A 19,437-nucleotide genomic window follows, 5' to 3' on the forward strand; every position below is an offset into this window, starting at 1 on the left:
GTTTCCTTGTACTTGGAGCTCATGTCCTTGCCGGTTTCGCGCATGGTCACGATGACCTCGTCCAGGGAGACCCGGTGCGTGCCGTCGCCCCACAGCGCCATCTTGGCGGCGTTGATGGCCTTGGCGGCGGCGATCGCGTTGCGTTCGATGCACGGGACCTGCACGAGCCCGCCGATCGGATCGCAGGTCAGGCCGAGGTTGTGCTCCATCGCGATTTCCGCGGCGTTCTCCACCTGCTGGGGCGTGCCGCCCATGACCTCGGCCAGGCCGGCGGCGGCCATCGAGGACGCCGAGCCCACCTCGCCCTGGCAGCCGACCTCGGCGCCGGAGATCGAGGCCTGCTCCTTGTACAGCACCCCGATGGCGCCGGCGGTCAGCAGGAACTTGACCACCACGTCGTCGCGGTCGGCCTGGGTGGCCTTGTCCATGCCGGGGGCGAAGTGCAGCGCGTAGTAGAGCACGGCCCACGCCATCCGGGCCGGAACGGACGAACCCTGCATTAGCCCTCCTGCTGTCCTGTGGTGAACCGGGATGTCGTAACCGGATCGTACGCCACAACGCTTGGACGGCGGGTGGACGGCGGGCCGGACGCCTGTGCGACCCGCCGCCGCTTCCTACTTCAGGGGCTGGAAAACGTTGACTGGAAATACGTCGCCCGTTTGGTTGCCCGTTTGAAGGCATAAGAAAACCCCTCCGTTCCGGGCACATTCGCCGGAACGGAGGGGTTCGTGGGGCCCCCTGTCGGATTCGAACCGACGACCCCCGCTTTACAAGAGCGGTGCTCTGGCCAACTGAGCTAAGGAGGCATTCCTGCTTCCTGACACAACACCGGGCCACAAAATGGCGCGGATGTCAGGACGCTAGACAAGATTAGCCCACCGACGCCCGGTGAGAAAAACGCGCAACGCCCCACTCACAAAGTGAAGGCCAGAGTGCAGGCCACAGCGAAAGCCAAAAGCGAAGGCCCGGCCCCGGAGCGATCCGGGGCCGGGCCTTCAACCGCGGCCTTCTACTGCGGCCTTCAACGGCATGTGCCGTGGACGGTTACTTCTTGGCGTCGACTGCGGCCTGCAGGTACTGGTCGAACGGGGTCTGGGCACTGTCGCCGACGCCCCACTGCTTGCCTTCAACGAACACGGTGGGCGTGCCGGTTATGCCGATCACCGTGGCCTCCTGGGTGGTGTGCTTCACCCACGGACGATAGGTCTTGCCATCCACGCACTGGTCGATGCTCTTGGCCCCGACGTCGCTGGCCAGCGTCTTCAGCTCGTTGTCGGAGAGTCCGGCGCTGCCTTCGGCCGGCTGCTTGGCGAACAGCAGGTCGACGAAGTCCGAGTACTTCTCCGGGGATTCGTTGACCACGCAGGCTGCGGCGTTGGCCGCGCGGGAGGAATAGTTCGTGGTGGACCGGCTGTCAAGGAATCCGAGCGGCCGGTACTCCACGCTGATCTTGCCCTCGTTGCGCAGCTTGGTGAGCGTCTCGTTGTACTGCGCCTCGAAGTTCTTGCAGACGGGGCAGATGAAGTCGATGTAGAGGACCACCTTGACCGGCTTGCCGGCCTCAGCCTCGGCGCCCGGGGCCGTGACCGGGGACGGCGGCGTGGCCGGAGCGGACGGAAGATCGGACAGCTTCACGGTTGCGGGATCGGTCTTCGCAACCTCGGTGTTCGCCAGCAGGGTGACACCGCCGTGGATGTTGCCGTTGGCCGGGGTGGGTCCCTCATCGGCCACCGGGGCGTTGTTCTTGATGTTGGAGGTGACAACCAGCGCGACAATCACGACGATGGCGACGACCGCGGCAACGATGCCCCAGCCGATCAGCAGCTTGTTGCGCTTCTCCTTCTTCAGCTGCGCCTCGCGGATCTCGCGGGCTTTCTCGCGCGCCGCGGCAGTGCGCTCTGCCTTAGACAGTCGGGGTTCGTTTGCGGGGCTCATTGGTTCCTCGGGTCGTTCGGCCAGGGACAGTCCACTCAGTGGCAACGTCATCATTTTAGGGGAGAAACCCGAGAACTTGCGCTTTCAAGTTTCCTTCCGCCTGCCCAACGGACGAATAGCCCGGAAGATTCCGGGCGGCTAGGGTTGATGGAGAGCCACGAGCGGACCCCAGGGGGCACCAATGCAAGCAACGGACAGCGCCGGCCACGGCACACAGAGCACCACTGAAGCGACGCGGACGGCAGCGGACGGCGCCACCACCGGCGCCGCGGCGGGGGATCAGTTCGACTTCATGGTGGTGTCCAACCGGCTGCCCGTCGACCGCTGTTCGTCCGACGAAACCGGCTGCGAGGACGGCTGGCGCCGCTCCCCCGGCGGACTCGTCACAGCGCTGGCCCCAATGATGACGAAGACCGACGGCGCGTGGGTGGGCTGGCACGGCGCCCCCGATGAGACGGTCAAGCCTTTCAGCCACGGCGGCATTGACCTGATCCCCGTCCAGCTGAGCACCGAGGACATCGAGCTCTTCTACGAGGGCTTTTCGAACGCCACGTTGTGGCCGCTCTACCATGACGTGATCGCCCCGCCGGAATTCCACCGTACCTGGTGGGATTCCTACCGGAAGGTCAACCGCAGGTTCGCCGACGCCGTCATCCGCCATGCCGCGGAGGGTGCCACCGTCTGGGTGCAGGACTACCAGCTCCAGCTGGTTCCCAAGCTGCTCCGGGAGGCCCGGCCGGATCTGAAGATCGGATTCTTCAACCACATCCCGTTCCCGCCGCCGGAGATCTTTGCCCAGCTCCCGTGGCGCCGCGCGATCATCGATGGCCTGCTGGGCGCGGACCTGGTGGGCTTCCAGCGCAGCAGCGATGCCGGGAACTTCATGCGCTCCGCGCGGCGCTTCCTGGGCGCGAGCGTCAAGCAGCAGCAGGTCCATGTCAGGGGCACCGACGGCGAGACCACCCACATCGCGAGGGCCCAGGCGTTCCCTATCTCCATTGACGTCAAGCAGATCAGCGAGCTGGCGAAGAAGCCGGAGGTTATCGAGCGGGCGAAGCAGATCCGCCGGGACCTCGGCAACCCCAAGACCATCCTGCTCGGCGTCGACCGCCTCGACTACACCAAGGGCATCCGGCACCGGCTCAAGGCGTACGAGGAACTGCTGCAGGACGGCAAGGTCACCGTCGAGGACGCGACCCTGATCCAGGTGGCCAGCCCCAGCCGTGAGCGCGTGGAGCAGTACCGCCTGCTCCGCGAGGAGGTCGAGGGCACAGTGGGCCACATCAACGGCACCTTCGACACCATGGAGAGCACGGCCGTCCGCTACCTGCACCACAGCTACCCCATCGAAGAGATGGTCTCCCTGTACCTGGCCGCGGACGTCATGCTGGTCACCGCCTTGCGCGACGGCATGAACCTCGTCGCCAAGGAATACGTCACGGCCCGGACAAACAACGACGGCGCCCTGGTACTGAGTGAGTTCGCCGGTGCCGCCGACCAGCTCAAGCAGGCCCTGCTGATGAACCCGCACGACATTGACGGGCTCAAGGACACGATCATGAGGGCCGTCAACATGCAGCCGGCCGAGGCATCGCGCCGCATGCGGGCCATGCGCAAGCAGATTCTGGACCACGACGTCGACCTCTGGTCCTCCGACTTCCTGAAAGCCCTCGCCGAAAAGGTTGTACGCGATGACTCCTGACGCCGCCGGTACCAACGACCCAGACACCAACACCCCAGACACCGCCCCGCTCTCGCTCGCCCCTGAGCTGCTGGCGGCCGTGCGCCGCGTCGCCGGCACCGGGCACCTGCTCGTGGCGATGGACTTCGACGGCACCATGGCGCCGCTCGTGGACCATGCCGGCGACGCCCGCGCGCTCCCGCGCTCCGCGGCCGCCTTCGCCGCGCTGACGGAACTTCCCCGGACAACGACGGCGCTCATCTCCGGCCGGGCGCTGGACAGCCTGCGGGCCGTCGCCTCCCCGCCCGAGGAGACGCTGCTGATCGGCAGTCACGGCGCAGAGGTCTGGATGGGGCCCGGCTCCTCGCAGCTCATGCTCGACGAGGCCCAACGCGAACTCCTGGCCGAAGTCCGCAAGGAGCTTGAGGGAATCGTGGAACAGGCCCCGGGGACCCTTTTGGAGGACAAACCGGCCGGCGTCGTGCTGCACACGCGGCTCGCGGCGGACGACGTCGCCGAGGACGCCGTCGCCGCGGCGCGGGCGGTCCTGCAGGACCGCAGCGGCGTCTTCCTCAAGACGGGCAACCGCGTCCTGGAGACCTCAGTGGTGAACGCCTCCAAGGGCGAGGGCATTGCCTTCCTGCGGCAGGCCACCGGAGCCACGGCTGTGGCCTTCGCCGGAGACGACACCACCGACGAGGACGCCCTGGCCAGCCTCGTCCCCGGCGATCTTGGCGTAAAAGTGGGGCTCGATTTCACCCAGGCCGAGTTCCGGGTGGAGGCGCCGGTCCACATCTGCGAACTGCTGGAGGCACTGCTGCGTGAGCGCAAGAAGTCCGTCGACTCTGGGAGCTAAAGCGGGCTCACTGAGCGGTCAACCGGACGTCGGTCACGACTCAGGTTCGTAGCCGATCAACCAGTGCAGTCCGTAACGGTCGACGACCTGACCATCTGTTGCGCCCCAGGGCTTCGGGGCCAGGGGGTCGATCACCCGGCCATCAACGGCGAGCGTGTCGAACCACTCGTGGAGAACTGCCGGTTCGGCGGTCCCTAGCAGCGAGAGCATGAGGCCTTCGAACCGGACGCTTTTCTCGCCCGCTGCCGCATCCGAGCCCGCCAAAGCGACTGCGCCGTTCAGCTGTCCGTGGGCAATGGCGTCCGGCGGGCCGTCGCTGCGGTTGAACTCTTCGTACGTGAACAAGGCAAGCTCTCCGCCGAAGACGTCGGCGTAGAAGCCAAGTGCTTCACGAGCCGTGCCCGGGAAACTGACATAGATCTGCAGTGCCGTCATGCGCACAGCCTACACACCCATTTCTGGCGCCACGTGACGGACCCCACGTGTGACATCCGTAACATTTTGGCCCAAATGCCATAAATCTGACATACTCTGTATGTGATGTGGCGCACAACTACCGTGCGGCGTCATTGGATACTCCTCGGCTTCGGCCGAGGAGTATGCGCACGAGAACCCACAATTGAATTAACAACTGCATAAAATGACCATTCACTACGGATCGTCCGGCACGTACCTGCCGGTGAAGGGATTGATAACTGTGGCTACAGTTACTTTTGACAACGCAACACGCCTGTACCCGGGCACCGAGAAGCCCGCTGTTGACAAGCTCAACATTGATATCGCCGATGGCGAATTCCTGGTCCTCGTTGGACCCTCCGGCTGCGGAAAGTCGACCTCCCTGCGCATGCTTGCAGGTCTCGAGGACGTCAACTCCGGCCGCATCCTCATCGGCGACCGTGACGTCACGGACGTCCCGCCGAAGGATCGCGACATCGCCATGGTGTTCCAGAACTACGCCCTGTACCCGCACATGACCGTGGCGGACAACATGGGCTTCGCGCTGAAGATCGCCGGCGTCAGCAAGGAAGAGCGCGCCGAGCGCGTCCGTGAGGCCGCCAAGCTGCTCGACCTCGAACCGTACCTGGACCGCAAGCCGAAGGCCCTCTCCGGCGGCCAGCGTCAGCGCGTTGCCATGGGCCGCGCCATTGTGCGTAACCCGCAGGTCTTCCTCATGGATGAGCCGCTGTCCAACCTTGACGCCAAGCTGCGCGTGCAGACCCGCACCCAGATCGCGTCCCTGACCCGCCGCCTCGGCGTCACCACGGTCTACGTGACCCACGACCAGGTCGAGGCCATGACCATGGGTGACCGCGTCGCCGTGCTGAAGGACGGCCTGCTGATGCAGGTCGACACCCCGCGCAACCTCTACGACAAGCCCAAGAACGTCTTCGTGGCCGGCTTCATCGGCTCCCCCGCCATGAACCTGCTCGAACTCCCCGTCGTCGACGGCGGCGTGCAGTTCGGCGGAACCGTTTACCCGGTACCGCGCGACGTCCTCGAGGAAGCCCACGGCCAGACCGTGACCCTCGGTTCCCGCCCGGAAGACCTGGAGACTGTTGCCCAGGGTGAAGGTCTCCAGGTCGAGGTCGACGTCGTCGAAGAACTCGGCGCCGACGCCTACGTCTACGGCCACACCACGCTCGACGGCCAGAGCCACGACATCGTGGCCCGCGTCGACGGCCGCCGCCCCCCGATGAAGGGTGAGTCCATCTGGGTCCGCCCGCAGTCAGGCCACGTACACCTGTTCGACACCAAGACCGGCCTGCGCCTCGGCGACTAGCCCCACCGGTTCCCTAACCTCGCTTCGCTTCGGTCAGGGAACACCGGTTCGCACACACCCACCGGTTCGCACACACCCACCGGTTCGACTGACGGCGGTCCTCCCCAGCGGAGGGCCGCCGTCGGGGGTTAACTGCCCTGCTTTAGGCGCGGCCCGCCAAATACGGAAGAATTGTTATATGACCGAGGAAACCCCATGACCGAGGAAAACAGTGCCCAGTGGCACGACGAGCCCACCGACTACGGTCAGATCGGGAAGCTGCCCCGGTATGAGGCCGCCAGCGCCAATGACGACAAGGCCTCGATGGTGTCCAGTTCGCTGAGCATCACGGCCGCCGCCACCGAGCCCGAGCTGCTGGACCTGCCCTGGCACATTGCCCTCGAGGACTGGCCGGCGGAGTATCTGGCAGCGCTCCCCCGCGGGATCTCCCGGCACATCGTGCGTTTCGCCCACCTCGGCGGATCCGTGATCGCCATCAAGGAAACCTCCGAGCACGTGGCCCGCCACGAGTACCACATGCTCCGCAAGCTCGCCCGGCTGGACGTTCCCGGCGTGGAGCCGGTGGCCGTCATCACCGGACGCACCACCCCGGAGGGCCGGCCGCTGAACCCCGTGCTGGTGACCCGGCACCTGAAGTTCTCCATGCCCTACCGCGCGCTCTTCTCCCAGATGCTGCGCAAGGACACCCTGACCCGGCTCATCGACGCCCAGGCGCTGCTGCTGGTCCGGCTGCACCTGATCGGCTTCTACTGGGGCGACGTCTCGCTCTCGAACACCTTGTTCCGCCGCGACGCCGGCGCGTTCGCCGCCTACCTCGTCGATGCCGAGACCGGCGAACTGTACCCGGATTTGTCCACCGGCCAGCGCGAGTACGACCTCGAAATCGCCCGCGTCAACATCGCCGGGGAGCTCATGGACCTGCTCGACGGCGGCCTGATCGAGGAGAAAGTGGATCCGGTGGCCACCAGCGAGCTGATCATGGACAGCTACCGGCGGCTGTGGACCGAGCTGACGGCGAAGGAGTCGTTTGAGATCGGGGAACGCTGGCGCGTGGCCGCCCGGATCCGGCGGCTCAACGAGCTGGGGTTCGACGTCGAGGAATACGCGATCAAGACCACGCAGAACGGCTCCACCATCCAGCTCCAGCCGAAGGTCGTCGACGCCGGGCATCACCAGCGCCGGCTGCTGCGCCTGACCGGCCTGGACGCCCAGGAAAACCAGGCCCGCCGGCTCCTGAACGATATGGATTCTTTCCGGGCCGACAACAACCCGGGCATGGACGAGGAATACAGCGCGCACCTGTGGGTCAGCCAGATCTTCGAGCCGATCGTCCGGGCCATCCCCCGCGACCTCTCCGGCAAGCTTGAGCCGGCCGAGGCGGTGCACGAGGTCCTGGAGCACCGCTGGTACATGTCCGAGAAGGAGAACCGGCACATCCCCCTGGCGGAGGCCGTCCAGTCCTACATCGACAACGAACTCCGTCACCGCCGGGACGAGGCCGCGATCATGCTCAACCCGGACACGGGATTGCTCAAGATCCTTGAGGTGGAGACCGAGGAATCGCGGTACGGCGCCGACGAATCCGTGGACGAATACCCCGACTCTGACGACTAGCCCGCGCGCCGGGCAGGTTGTGGCATGCAGGGGTTAAATCGCTTCAGCTAAATCGCCTTGCCAGGGTTCAGGATCCCGGCCGGGTCGAAGAGTTCCTTGATCCGGCGCTGCAGTTCCCGCACGGGTTCCTTCTGCTCCAGGCCAAGCCAGCGCAGCTTGTACTGCCCGATCCCGTGTTCGCCGGTGATGGTGCCGCCCATGGCCAGGGCCACGGCAATCGACCGGTCCAGGGCGGCGCCGAGGCGAGCCATGGCATCGGGGTCCACGGTGTTGTCCGCCCGGTCGATCCAGAAGGTGGGGTGCAGATTGCCGTCGCCGGCGTGTGCCACGACTTTGAGCTGGACCCGGTGCTCCGCCGCCATGGCTTCGAGCTCGGCGACGTAATCCACCAGGCGTGAGCGCGGCACGGCCACGTCCTCGCCCACCCGGTATTCGTCGTCCACCTCGGTCCCGCGGCTGTTGCGGCGCAGTTCGACCAGCTGCTCGGCCTCCGCGTCGGCCTCCATGGTCACCACCGCTCCTCCCGCCACCAGGACCGGGCGGATGGCCGCGGCTTCCGCCGCCGCGCCGAAGCCATCGGTCTGGATCAGCAGCAGGGCTGCCCCACGCGCGGCCAGGTCCGAGCCGTGGAGGTCATCGAGCTGGGCGAGCGAGCCGCCGTCGAGCAGTTCCATGATGGCCGGCTGCACGCGGGCCCTGCCCACGGCGAGGACCCCGGCCGCGGCGCTGCGGAACTCCGGGTAGAAGGCGGCGATGGTGTGCACGTCCCGCGGCAGGTACTTCAGCCGCACGGTGACACCGACCACGATCCCCAGGGTCCCCTCCGAGCCGACGAACAGCCCGGTGAGGTCGTAGCCGGCGACGCCCTTGAAGGTCTGGTGGCCGGTGTGGATGAGCGAGCCATCCGCGAGGACGACGTCGAGTGCCAGGACCGAGTCGCGGGTCACCCCGTACTTCGCGCAGCGCAGCCCGCCGGCGTTGGTGGCCACGTTGCCACCAATGGTGGACATTTTGAAACTCGCAGGATCTGGGGCGTACATGAGCCCGTGCACGGCGGCGGCCGCGTTCAGGTCGGCGTTGATGACGCCGGGTTCCACGACGGCGGTCTCGTCGTCCGGGTTGAGGTCCAGGATGCGGTTCATCCCCTCGAGCGTGAGCACCACGCAGCCCGCGCTTGCGTGGGCGCCCCCGGAGACCCCGGTCCCGGCTCCGCGGGCCACGAGCGCGACGCCGAGGGCGGCGCAGGCCCGCACCGTTGCCTGCACGTCGGCCACCGATTCGGCGCGGACCACGGCCTGCGGGAGCTGATAGTCCAGGACGGGGCCCTGGTCCACGGCGTAGGCGGCCAGCGTGGTCGCGTCCACGGCAATTTTCGCCGCGCCCAGGGAAGAGGTCAGCTCATCGATGATGCTGCGCATGCGGTCTCCAGTTCGGTCGAATCCGGATCCCAGTCTAAGTCCGCGGGACGGGCACCCGGGTCCCGGGCAACACCCACGCGGCGGCCACCGGTTCTCGGGTGCAGATCAGGGCGGCGTCATCCGACCTGATCTGCCCGCCCGGTTGCCCCGGCGACGGGATCAGTGCCACGTCGACGTCGGCCGTCGCGTAGGCGGGCTGCCCGGCAAGGGCCGCCAGCTGGGCCGCCGCGAGTGTTCCGGGCGCCAGTTTCACTTCGGCGGCCGCCCGGGCCACTACCACCAGCACGGAGCTCCGCGCGGTTTCGCGAACAAACGCCAGGACATCCCCGCGGGCGTGCAGCCACCGCACACCGCCGCCGGTGAGCGCGGGCTGTTCCCGGCGCAGTGTGCTGAGCGCCGCGTAATCCGCGCGGAGGTCGCTGAGGATGCGGCCGGGGTCGTTCCAGGGCATGGGTGTGCGGGAGGACTCCCCGTTGTCGCCTTTGAGGCCGAACTCGTCTCCGGCGAACACCACGGGGACCCCGGGCAGGGTGAACATCAGCAGCGCGCCGAGCCGCTGGCCGCCGTCGATCATCACGGTGGCGGCGCGTGCGGTGTCGTGGCTGTTCAGGGCGTTCATGTTCTGCTGCCGGACGTCCCAGCTGAACGCGGCGGCGAGGTCCAGATGGGTGGCCAGGAAGTCCTCGGCGGCGGTCCGGTTCGGCCCCGGCAGCGGGGTTCCGAAGAAGTTGACGTGTCCGGCGTCCCCGGCCAGCCAGGACCACAGTGGCCGGGTGAAGTTGGAGTAGGTCATGGCGCCGTGCCAGTGCTCGCCGCTGAAGTCCGGGGCGGCATCGTTGGTGGCCTCGGCGAGCAGCGCCGCGTCCGGGTTGATCGAACGGACCCGGTCCGCGATCAGGCGGGCGACGTCCTGGTTGAGATCGGTGCCGCCGAGCCGGCCGGTCATATTGCCGACGTCGATCCGCCATCCGTCGAGGTTGAACGGCGGCCGGAGCCAGCGTGCCACGGGGGAATCGTCGTCCAGGACGAATTTCTCGCGCAGGCCCTGGGATGACCAGTTCAGTTTGGGCAGCGATCTGACGCCGTACCAGGACTCGTATTCCGTGTGCTCCGCGTTGAAGTAGTAGTATCCGGACTCCTCGGAGGCCGGGTCGGCCAGGGCCTGTCGGAACCATTCGTGGGCATCTCCGGAATGGTTGGCCGTGAGGTCGCCCATCACGCGCAGGCCGCGCGCGTGGGCGGCTTCGACGAGTTCCACGAGGGCCTCGTCCCCGCCCAGCAGCGGATCCACGCAGCTGAAGGTGGCGGCGTCGTAGCGGTGGTTGGAACGGGCCGGGAAGAACGGCGTCAGGTAAATGACATCGGCCCCGAGCTGCTGGATATGGTCCAGCCGCTCGGTGATGCCGCGGAGGTCCCCACCGTAGTACTGGTACGGGGTCCGCGGGCCGGAGCCTTCCACTTCGGTGGAGTCCCAGCTGCACGGCACGGCCCAGTCCGGAGCGGGGCGCTCCGGGACCGGAGCAGGCGCGGACAGGTTTTCTGCGGACAGGTTTTGCGCCGGCAGGTTTTGCGACGAAAGCGCGGAGCGGGCGAAGCGGTCCGGGAAGATCTGGTACATCGTTCCCCGGCGCAGCCATTCAGGTGCGGGCAGGAAGGTCGTGATGCGGAAGTCGGCGTAGTCGGACACATCCCGGCTGAATAACCCCTGCGCGTTCAGGCTCCAGTACCGCAGGCTGCCGGCGGCCCCGGCTGCCGTGGCCCCGCCGGTTGCGGCCCCGCCCGCGGCGGCACCGCTGGCGTCCGGGACTTCCAGCAGGAACCGGTACCGGGCCACCGGGTTGGTCGCCACGGTGGCAGCCTCCCACCAGGCCCAGCCGTCGGCCTCGCCCAGGGGCAGGGCGGGGTCGTAGCGGGGTTCGCCGTCGTGGATGGACCGCAGCCAGACCCGGGCGGGCCGCCCCCAGACGGCGGGGACGCGGAGCCGCAGGCGGAGCTCCGCCCCCTGCTCGACGTGCCCGGGCGCGTAAAGGGCCGAGCCGTCATGGTGCGGAAGCGGGCCCGCGCTGCCCGGCAGCTCCATGCCTAGCCCTTCACCGAGCCCTGGGTGAGGCCGCTGACGATATAGCGCTGCAAGTACAGGAACAAAGCCATCACGGGGACGGCGGACAGCACCGCCCCGGCGGCAAAGACGCCCCAGTTTTCCGAGCGCTGCTGCGCCACGAAGGAGTACAGCCCGACGGCGAGGGTCTGGCTGTCCGGGTCCGTGAGCACCACGGAAGCGATCACGAACTCGCCGGAGATGGCGATGAACGTCAGCAGGCCCACCACGGCCAGGATCGGGGTGACGAGCCGCATGATGATGCCGAAGAAGATCTGCGCGTGGCTGGCGCCGTCGATCTTGGCCGCCTCGTCCAGGGACTGCGGCACGGTGTTGAAGAAGCCGTACATGAGGTAGGTGTTCACGCCCAGGGCCCCGCCGAGGTACACCATGATCAGGCCCAGCTGGCTGCCCAGCCCAAGGGCCGGGATGACCTCGGATATCCCGCTCAGCAGCAGGAAGATGGCCACAACGGCGAGCAGTTGCGGGAACATCTGCAGCAGCAGCAGGCTCAGCAGGCCAATCCGGCGCCCGGTGAAGCGCATTCGGGAGAACGCGTACGCCGCCATGGCGCCCAGGAACACGGTGGACGCAGAGGTCACGCCGCCCACCACCATGGTGTTGACGAACCAGCGCGCGAAGGGGCGCGAAGGATTGTTCATCAGTTCGGTGAAGTTGCCGAAGTCGATCCGGCTGAACAAGGCGTTGGATCCCACCAAAGTGCCCGTGGAGTTGAAGGCCGCGGAAAGCACATACAACAGCGGGAAGACCGCAAAGATGGTGACGACGATCCCCACCAGGTGCCGCCAGCCCTTGTCCTTGAGCCAGGCGCCGAAGGACGTGCGCCGCCGGAGGACCTTGGGCTCGCCGGCGGTGTTGCCGGTGCCGTTGCGGGTTCCGGCACCGTCCCTGTCGCGCGCTTCTTCGGCCGTCCTGTCGACTGCACTCTTGCCTGCGGCAGCGTGCTGCGGCTGGTCAGTGGTGGAGACGACGCGTGCTGCGGGCCCGTTCATGAGTTCACTTCCTCAAGTGCCTTGGTCTGCTTGAAGCTGATGGCCGAAACAGTGGCCACGATGATGAAGATGATGATCGCCAGGGCGCTGGCCAGGCCGTAGTCACGGCCGGTGCCCTGCCCGAACGCCACCTTGTAGACGAGCGTGATCAGGATGTCTGTGGCCCCGATGTCCCGGTCCGTGTCCGCGAACCGCGGGCCGCCGCCGGTGAGCATGAAGATCACGTTGAAGTTGTTGAAGTTGAAGGCAAAGGATGAGATCAGCAGCGGCGCGATCGAGACCAGCAGGAGCGGCAGTTTGATGGAGCGGAACACCCGCCAGGGGCCGGCGCCGTCCATCCTGGCCGCCTCGTCCAACTCCGTGGGCAGGGACTGCAGGGCCCCGGTGCAGACGAGGAACATGTACGGGAAGCCGAGCCAGAGGTTGACCACCAGCACGCTGATCTTGGCCAGGACTGGGTCCGTCAGCCAGCCGATCGTGGCCCCGCCCAGCAGGGTCTGGTTGAGCCAGCCGAACTGCGGGTTCAGGATGCCGGACCACACCAGTCCGGACAGGAATGCCGGGAAGGCGTAGGGCAGGATCATGAGGATCCGGTAGATCTTCTTGCCTCGCAGGTCCTCGCGGTTGAACGTGATCGCCAGGAACAGTCCCAGGGCGAAGGTCAGCGCCACCGAGGCGACGGCGAAGGTGAAGGTCCACAGGATGACGCCCAGCAGCGGGCCGCGGAGGCTCGGATCGGTGAAGGCCCGCGCGAAGTTCTCCATGCCGACGTCGATCTTCCAGCCCGTAGTCAGCGTCTCTCCGCTGTCCGTGGCGAACGCTCCCTTGCCGTTGTCCCGGTAGACGGAACCGGTGTCCGTGTCCGTGAAGGTGCCGGCGTCGGCGTCGTACTTCAGGGCCGGCTTGAACTGGTATGCGGAGCTGCCGTCAGCGGTCCGCAGGGTACCGTCAGCGGGATCGGCGGAGACCGGAACGGTGATGCCCAGGATCTGCTGCTGGTTGGCGACGATCTCCTGGAAGTTCAGGGTCCGGTAGCCTGCCAGGGCGTTGGCCTTGCCGGTGGAGTCCGTTCCCGCGCCGGAGACCTGTTCCAGCGGCGTGCCGGTGCTCCCCAGCGAAGTCTTGCCGTCCGGGTCCGTGAACAGCAGGTAGAAGGAGCCATCCTTGGACAGCACAGCTGCCTTGTAGGCCGGCGAGTCAGGGACCCGCTTCTGCGCCGTGAGCTGGATGGCCGCGATCGCGTCATCCTTGGTGCTGTTGTGCCCGTCGCCGTAGTTAGTGAACGCGATGTAGCCGCTGAAGAGCACCACGAACACCTGGAACACGAGCAGGAACAGCACGCCGGGTGCGAGATACTTCGCCGGAAGCCCGCCCTTGCGCAGGTAGATCCAGTTGATCGCTGCCACGACGACGGCGGAAACAGCCAGCGCGCCCCAGGACTGGCTGAGGAACAGCATCATGAGCACGTAGACGGCGACGGCATCCACGAGGCCCAGCAGGACGATCTTGGCGATCGTTCCCTTGGTGGTGTCGGGGCCGAAGGTTCGGCGGCGGGAGCCGTTTAGTTTCCGGGAGGGGGTCCCGGCGGGGCCGCCGGGAGCTGCAGGGGCGGAATCGCCGGCCTGGCGGAGTTCGGTGTCTGTCATGGCTGTGTTCGGTCCTCGGGAGAAAGCTGGGGTGGTGCAGGAACGGGCCGGGCGGCATGCTCTGCCGCCCGGCCCGGGCTGTGCGGTGCCGCGGACCCTCAACGGGATCCGCTGGAACCGTGCGAGGGCTAACCCGCGATCTTGGCCTTGATGCTGGCGGCCATCTTGGCCCAGTCAGCGGCGGGATCGCCCTGGCCCTTGATGAGGGCGAGCTCGGTGGCTCCCCAGTCAGCCCAGACGGCACTCATTTCCGGAATGGCCGGCATCGGGACGCCGGCGGCGCCGATCTTGCCGAAGGCTGCCACGACCGGATCGCTGGCGGCCTTCTCGAACGAGGCCTTCAGGGCCGGCGGACGGCCTCCGGCCTTGTACATGGAGTCCTGTGCTGCCTCGGTGGTGAGGTAGTTGGTGACGAACTCGTTGGTGGCCAGGGCGTTGGCGCTCTTGGCGCTGATGAAGAAGCCGTTGACGCCGATGAACGGCTGGGCGGGCTTGTCGCCGGCGGTGGGCAGCTCGTCGACAGCGAACTTGATGCCCTTCTTCTGCACGTCCGGCACGTTCCACGGGCCGGTCAGGTAGTACGGGGACTCGCCGGCCAGGAACTTCTCCTTGGCGATGTCGCCGGTGATGTTGGAGTTGATGATCTTCTCTCCGGCGTCGCCCCAGGCGGCCAGCTTCTTGGCGAACGCGACGCCGGCGGCGTCGCCGATCAGGAGCTGCTTGGGATCGTAGCCGCCGTCGGCAGCCTTGCCGAAGACCTCCGAGCCCATGGAGGACTGCAGCGGGTACAGGTGGTAGGGGTCGCCCTGCTTCGGGTCCATGCCCACCAGGAACGGGAATTTCGCTTTGCCGTCGGCCACGGCCTTCTTGCCGTTGGCGATGACCTCATCCAGGGTCTTGGCACTCTGGGGCACGAGGTCCGTGTTGCGCAGCAGGGCGATGTTCTCGATCGCGTACGGAACACCGTAGACGGAGCCGTTGTAGGTCATGGCCTTGACGGCGGAGTCCTGGAACCCGGCCTTCTTGTCACCGAGTTCCACGGGCGCGATCACGCCGTTCTGGACGAACTTGCCTACCCAGTCGTGCGGACCGACGATCAGGTCCGGGCCCTTGCCGGTGGGGACCTGGGTGATGAAGTCGTCGCGGACTGCGGCGAAGTCCTTGACCACGAGCTTGACCGCGATGCCGGTATCGGCCTGGAATTTGGCCGTGATGTCCTTCAGCGCGGGTGAACGCTCGGCATCGACCCACATGGTGATCGTGCTGGCCCCGGAAGCCTTCAGGTCCGGCTTGGCCGTCGCGGTGGCCGGCGCGGTGGCTGCGGCGCCGCCGCAAGCGCTGAGGGCCAGCGCGGCCACTACGGAGATCGCGCCTGCGGTGAATACCCGCCGGCTCGTCCCGTTCGTGAGGGTGTTCTGCACCTTCATTGGTGTCCCTTTCATAAAATCCTGCATCCACGCGTAAGGCCCTGGAATTCCATTCCAGAGCCCCGTGGCATCGTCGGTGATGTGGCTCACAGCTGCAAGCGCTTCCAAAGTACATGCTCGACGGCGCTTTGAAAAGTCAGGCTACCGAGCGGTAGCCGGACCGGCCTCTTGCGCTTAGGGTGCGACGCGCCACGATCCGTCACCCAGTTTCTTAGCTGGCGTCGGCCGCCAGGCCGCACTCCCCTCCCGGGATAATCCAATCACTGGCCAAACACGCGGGCTGGAATGTGACTGGAAACGTTTTCATTTTGGGTGCGCGGGACTTACCATTACGGTCATGTCCGTAGATGCAGCTCTCTTCTCCCCCGCCGCGATGGCCGGCACCCCCACCGGCCCCCTGACGGGCCCGTTGACCCCGGTGCACACCGCCGACCGCCTTCCCGGCTGGTGGCGTTCCGCCGTCATTTACCAGGTGTATCCGCGTTCGTTCCGGGACCTGAACGGCGACGGCGTCGGCGACCTCGCCGGCATCACGGCCGAGCTGCCTCGCCTCGCCGAACTCGACATCGACGCCGTCTGGCTGTCCCCGTTCTACCGGTCACCTCAGCGTGACGCCGGCTACGACGTCAGCGACTACTGCGACGTCGACCCCCTGTTCGGCACGCTGGACGATTTCGACACCATGATGGCCGAGGCCATCCGGCTGGGGCTGCGGATGATCGTTGACCTGGTGCCCAACCACTGCTCGGACCAGCACCCGGCTTTCCAGGCCGCCCTCGCCGCGCCGGCCGGCAGTCCCGAACGGGACATGTTCATCTTCCGCGACGGCCGCGGCACGTTCGGCGAGGAGCCGCCGAACAACTGGCAGTCCCACTTTGGCGGTTCGGCCTGGACCCGGATCACCGAACCCGACGGCGCGCCGGGCCAGTGGTACCTGCACCTGTTCGATTCCTCCCAGCCGGACTTCAACTGGGACAACCGCGCCGTTCACGAGGAATTCGAGCGCGTCCTGCGCTTCTGGCTCGAACGCGGGGTCTCCGGGTTCCGGGTGGACGTGGCGCATGCCCTCGTCAAGGCCCCCGGCCTGCCCGAGTGGGGCGGCCGCGCCGACGGCAACAGCTGCGACGGCTTCCCCGGCCACGACGCCCCAATGTTCGGCCAGCCCGCACTTCATGAGATCTACCGCCAGTGGCGGCGGATTCTCGCGGAGTACGGCCCCGACCGGATCCTCTGCGCCGAGGCCAATGTGGACCCGCTTCCCCGGCTGGCCGACTGGGTCCGTCCGGATGAAATGCACCAGGCCTTCAACTTCCCCTACCTCCACGCAGGACTTGACGTGCACCGCATGCGCAACGTCATCACCGAGTCGCTGACGGCGCTGGACGCCGTCGGTGCCCCCAGCACCTGGGTGCTCTCCAACCACGACGTTGTCCGCCACGCCACCCGTTTCGGCTACACCGGTCAGGCGCCGCGTGACGGCGACGGAATCGGCACCTGGGATCCGCAGCCGGATGAGGACCTCGGACGGTCCCGGGCGGCTGCCGCGTCCATGTTCATGCTGGGACTGCCCGGCGGCGCCTACCTTTACCAGGGCGAGGAACTCGGTCTCCCGGACGGGATCGACATCCCGGACACCCGGCGGCAGGACCCCACCTTTGCCCGCACCGGCGGTGAGCGGCTAGGCCGCGACGGCTGCCGGGTCCCGCTGCCCTGGCGGGCCGGCGAACTCCATGCCGGGTTCGGCGACGGGCAGGACCCCTGGCTGCCGCAGCCGGACAGCTTTGCCGGACTTGCGCGTGATCTGCAGGCCGCGTCGCCATCGTCGCATCTGAGCCTCTACAAGCGGATGCTGGATCTCCGCCGCGGGCTGGAACTCGGCCGCGGCTCGCTGTCCTGGTACGAGGACCTGTGCACGGACACGAGCCTGGCTTTCCTCAACGGGACCACGCTGGTGCTGCTCAACACGGGATCCGAACCCCTGGACATGCCGGCCGGACGGGTGCTGTTGCGAAGCTCTTCGAGGCCCGGGTCCGGCTACGCCACGGAGGACATGTCCAGCACCGGTGATCGGTTAAGCTCAGGTGAAACAGTTTGGCTGGAAACCTACATAGAGGACACGGAGGGGTAGAAATGCCCGGCATCAAGGACGTCGCGGAACGGGCCGGCCTCTCCATCGCTACCGTTTCGCGCGCCTTGAGCGGCAAGGGCAACGTCTCGCCGAGGAGCCGGGAGCGTGCCCGGGCCGCCGCCGCCGAGCTCGGGTTCGTCCTGTCCTACCACGCCTCGAGCCTGGCCTCGGGACGCAACCACAACGTCGGCGTCGTCGTGCCTTCGGTCCACCGGTGGTTCTTTTCCTCGGTCGTCGAAGGCGTCTCGGCAACGCTGCTGGATGCCGGCTACGACCTCACGCTGTACAACGTCAGCGAGGGGCAGGAGCGCCGTCACAGCGTGCTGAACGACTTCCTGCTCCGCAAACGCGTGGATGCCGTAATCGCGGTGTCTTTGGAGCTCTCCGAAGTGGAGATTGACCAACTGCTGGCCATCCACCGCCCAATCGTGGGAATCGGCGGTCCGTTGCCCGGGGCTTCGACAATCCGCATCAATGATTCCGGCATCGCGGAGGCCGCGGCCCGGCACCTGATCCAGCTTGGTCACAGCCGGATCGCCCACATGACCGGGGACGCCGCCTACGAACAAGACTTCCGCCTGCCCGGGACGCGTCAGGCCGGCTTCAAGAAAGCCATGCGCGAGGCGGGACTGGTCGTCCGGCCGGAGTGGCAGGTCTCCGCTGATTTCACGATCCAGGGCGCCTATGCCAGCGCCCGCCAACTGCTCGGTGGCTCGCCGGAGCGTCCCACGGCCGTCTTTGCCGCCTCGGACGAGATGGCGATCGGCACGATCCTCGCCGCCCGGGACTTCGGCCTGCGGGTGCCGCAGGACCTCTCTGTCATCGGCATCGACGGCCACGAGCTGGGTGAGGTCTTCGGACTGACCACGATCGACCAGGATGCTCGGGGGCAGGGCGCGCTGGCCGTCAGGCGTCTGCTGGCGGGACTCAACGGCGACGCAGACTCATCGGCCACGGACTCCGAATACCCTACACACTTCGTGATCCGTTCCAGCACTGCCGTTCCGCCGGTAGACCAGCCACCACTGCGGGACTAAGTCCGGCCCAGCCGTCCCGGACCGGCCGCCGGCCTGAATGCCTGTCTGAACGCCGGAGGGTACGGGCGCGCCGGTCTCAGGACTGCTCAGGCGTCGGGGCCGGCCGCACCGGCGCCACCCATGAACCGAACGAAGCGGTCCAGGACGGCGGGCCAGCCTGCCGCGTACTCTGCCCGGGCTGCAGCGGGGTCCTCGGCGCCTTCCCAGCCGCTGTGAACCAGGCGGAGCTCTGTCCCCTCGCCCACCGCCCTGAACGCCACCCGGAGTTCGGTGGACCACATGGCAGTGGTTCCGGGGTGCCAGCTGGCGTGGAAGGACAGTGGCGGCTGCCAGTCGTCAATCGATCCCCACACCGCCGTCCTGCCGTCATCCGAGGACTCCATGATCAGGTTCTCCTCGAACTCGACATAGGAGCCGGCGCCGTAGACGCTGTGGTCCTCGAGCGGCCACCAGAGGTGCGTGTGTTCCGTGAATCCCATGAAGGCCCGGGCGACTGCGCCCGGCACCACGACGCTGACGACGACGGGATCGAGTTCGTCCGCCGCAGCGGGTTCCGGTGCGCCGGACGGGGCATGGCTGAAGAGGTTATCCATGGGCAACAACTCTACCCGCGTGGCCTTCTTCCGAGATTCTGGCCTGGACTCGAAAGCGGCCTAAAGAGCCGTTTAAATGCGGGAGGACCCCAACCTGGTGGTTGGGGTCCTCGACCTGAATGGTGTTCCGGCGGTGACCTACTCTCCCACACCCTCCCGGGTGCAGTACCATCGGCGCTGTGGGTCTTAGCTTCCGGGTTCGGGATGGGAC

At 67.1% G+C, this 19,437-nt stretch carries 14 protein-coding genes, 1 tRNA gene, 1 rRNA gene and 1 pseudogene; 6 read left to right on the plus strand and 11 right to left on the minus strand.

From position 1 onward, the window contains the following. The 3 genes and pseudogenes from AC1DXI_RS20020 to AC1DXI_RS20030 form a co-directional block, all read right to left on the minus strand. Window positions 1-464: pseudogene (locus tag AC1DXI_RS20020) on the minus strand (L-serine ammonia-lyase, iron-sulfur-dependent, subunit alpha); the annotation flags it as partial. A gap of 265 nt (window positions 465-729) precedes the next feature. After that, window positions 730-806: transfer RNA gene (locus tag AC1DXI_RS20025), tRNA-Thr, on the minus strand. 238 nt (window positions 807-1,044) lie between these two features. Next, window positions 1,045-1,935, minus strand: a complete 891-nt coding sequence (locus AC1DXI_RS20030) for a DsbA family protein (RefSeq protein ID WP_476940037.1) — start codon at window positions 1,933-1,935, stop codon at window positions 1,045-1,047. A 181-nt stretch (window positions 1,936-2,116) separates the two neighbouring features. Here AC1DXI_RS20030 and AC1DXI_RS20035 point away from each other — a divergent pair, with 181 nt between their 5' ends. Then, a complete protein-coding gene (locus AC1DXI_RS20035; RefSeq protein WP_476940038.1) occupies window positions 2,117-3,637 on the plus strand; it encodes an alpha,alpha-trehalose-phosphate synthase (UDP-forming) in 1,521 nt (506 codons plus the stop codon). Then, window positions 3,627-4,472 (plus strand): trehalose-phosphatase, encoded by an 846-nt coding sequence (gene otsB, locus AC1DXI_RS20040; protein ID WP_476940039.1) that lies wholly within the window; start codon window positions 3,627-3,629, stop codon window positions 4,470-4,472. Before AC1DXI_RS20035 ends, otsB begins: the two co-directional genes overlap by 11 nt. A gap of 33 nt (window positions 4,473-4,505) precedes the next feature. Here otsB and AC1DXI_RS20045 read toward each other — a convergent pair whose 3' ends face one another. Further along, complete coding sequence (locus AC1DXI_RS20045; RefSeq protein WP_476940040.1) at window positions 4,506-4,907, minus strand: VOC family protein; 402 nt, start codon at window positions 4,905-4,907, stop codon at window positions 4,506-4,508. A gap of 262 nt (window positions 4,908-5,169) precedes the next feature. Here AC1DXI_RS20045 and AC1DXI_RS20050 point away from each other — a divergent pair, with 262 nt between their 5' ends. Both AC1DXI_RS20050 and AC1DXI_RS20055 read left to right on the plus strand, forming a co-directional pair. Then, entirely contained in the window at window positions 5,170-6,252 is a 1,083-nt protein-coding gene (locus tag AC1DXI_RS20050) for an ABC transporter ATP-binding protein (protein WP_018775851.1), read from the plus strand. Window positions 6,253-6,447: 195 nt separating this feature from the next. Further along, window positions 6,448-7,866: a DUF4032 domain-containing protein gene (locus AC1DXI_RS20055; RefSeq protein WP_018775852.1), complete on the plus strand. Its 1,419-nt coding sequence runs from the start codon at window positions 6,448-6,450 to the stop codon at window positions 7,864-7,866. A gap of 47 nt (window positions 7,867-7,913) precedes the next feature. Here AC1DXI_RS20055 and AC1DXI_RS20060 read toward each other — a convergent pair whose 3' ends face one another. The 5 genes from AC1DXI_RS20060 to AC1DXI_RS20080 all read right to left on the minus strand — a co-directional run bounded on the left by AC1DXI_RS20060 (window position 7,914) and on the right by AC1DXI_RS20080 (window position 15,468). Beyond that, window positions 7,914-9,284, minus strand: coding sequence for an FAD-binding oxidoreductase (locus tag AC1DXI_RS20060; protein ID WP_476940041.1), 1,371 nt, complete (start codon window positions 9,282-9,284; stop codon window positions 7,914-7,916). Window positions 9,285-9,318: 34 nt separating this feature from the next. Next, window positions 9,319-11,364: a glycoside hydrolase family 13 protein gene (locus tag AC1DXI_RS20065; RefSeq protein WP_476940042.1), complete on the minus strand. Its 2,046-nt coding sequence runs from the start codon at window positions 11,362-11,364 to the stop codon at window positions 9,319-9,321. 2 nt (window positions 11,365-11,366) lie between these two features. Then, on the minus strand, window positions 11,367-12,395 hold the full coding sequence (locus tag AC1DXI_RS20070; protein WP_476940043.1) for a sugar ABC transporter permease: 1,029 nt from the start codon (window positions 12,393-12,395) through the stop codon (window positions 11,367-11,369). After that, complete coding sequence (locus tag AC1DXI_RS20075; protein WP_476940044.1) at window positions 12,392-14,041, minus strand: ABC transporter permease subunit; 1,650 nt, start codon at window positions 14,039-14,041, stop codon at window positions 12,392-12,394. The genes AC1DXI_RS20070 and AC1DXI_RS20075 overlap by 4 nt, the downstream gene beginning before the upstream one ends. Window positions 14,042-14,169: 128 nt before the next feature. Next, complete coding sequence (locus AC1DXI_RS20080) at window positions 14,170-15,468, minus strand: sugar ABC transporter substrate-binding protein (protein ID WP_018775857.1); 1,299 nt, start codon at window positions 15,466-15,468, stop codon at window positions 14,170-14,172. 337 nt (window positions 15,469-15,805) lie between these two features. Here AC1DXI_RS20080 and AC1DXI_RS20085 point away from each other — a divergent pair, with 337 nt between their 5' ends. Further along, window positions 15,806-17,596 carry a glycoside hydrolase family 13 protein gene (locus AC1DXI_RS20085; RefSeq protein WP_476940045.1) on the plus strand — a complete coding sequence of 597 codons (1,791 nt, stop codon included), beginning with the start codon at window positions 15,806-15,808 and terminating at the stop codon, window positions 17,594-17,596. A 2-nt stretch (window positions 17,597-17,598) separates the two neighbouring features. Next, complete coding sequence (locus tag AC1DXI_RS20090) at window positions 17,599-18,633, plus strand: LacI family DNA-binding transcriptional regulator (RefSeq protein WP_476940046.1); 1,035 nt, start codon at window positions 17,599-17,601, stop codon at window positions 18,631-18,633. 86 nt (window positions 18,634-18,719) lie between these two features. Here the strand turns inward: AC1DXI_RS20090 and AC1DXI_RS20095 are convergent, their stop codons facing one another. Continuing rightward, a complete protein-coding gene (locus AC1DXI_RS20095; RefSeq protein WP_476940047.1) occupies window positions 18,720-19,226 on the minus strand; it encodes an SRPBCC domain-containing protein in 507 nt (168 codons plus the stop codon). Window positions 19,227-19,351: 125 nt separating this feature from the next. Beyond that, window positions 19,352-19,437, minus strand: a 5S ribosomal RNA gene (rrf, locus tag AC1DXI_RS20100); the annotation flags it as partial.

Source organism: Arthrobacter sp. P1_H7 (assembly GCF_056405215.1).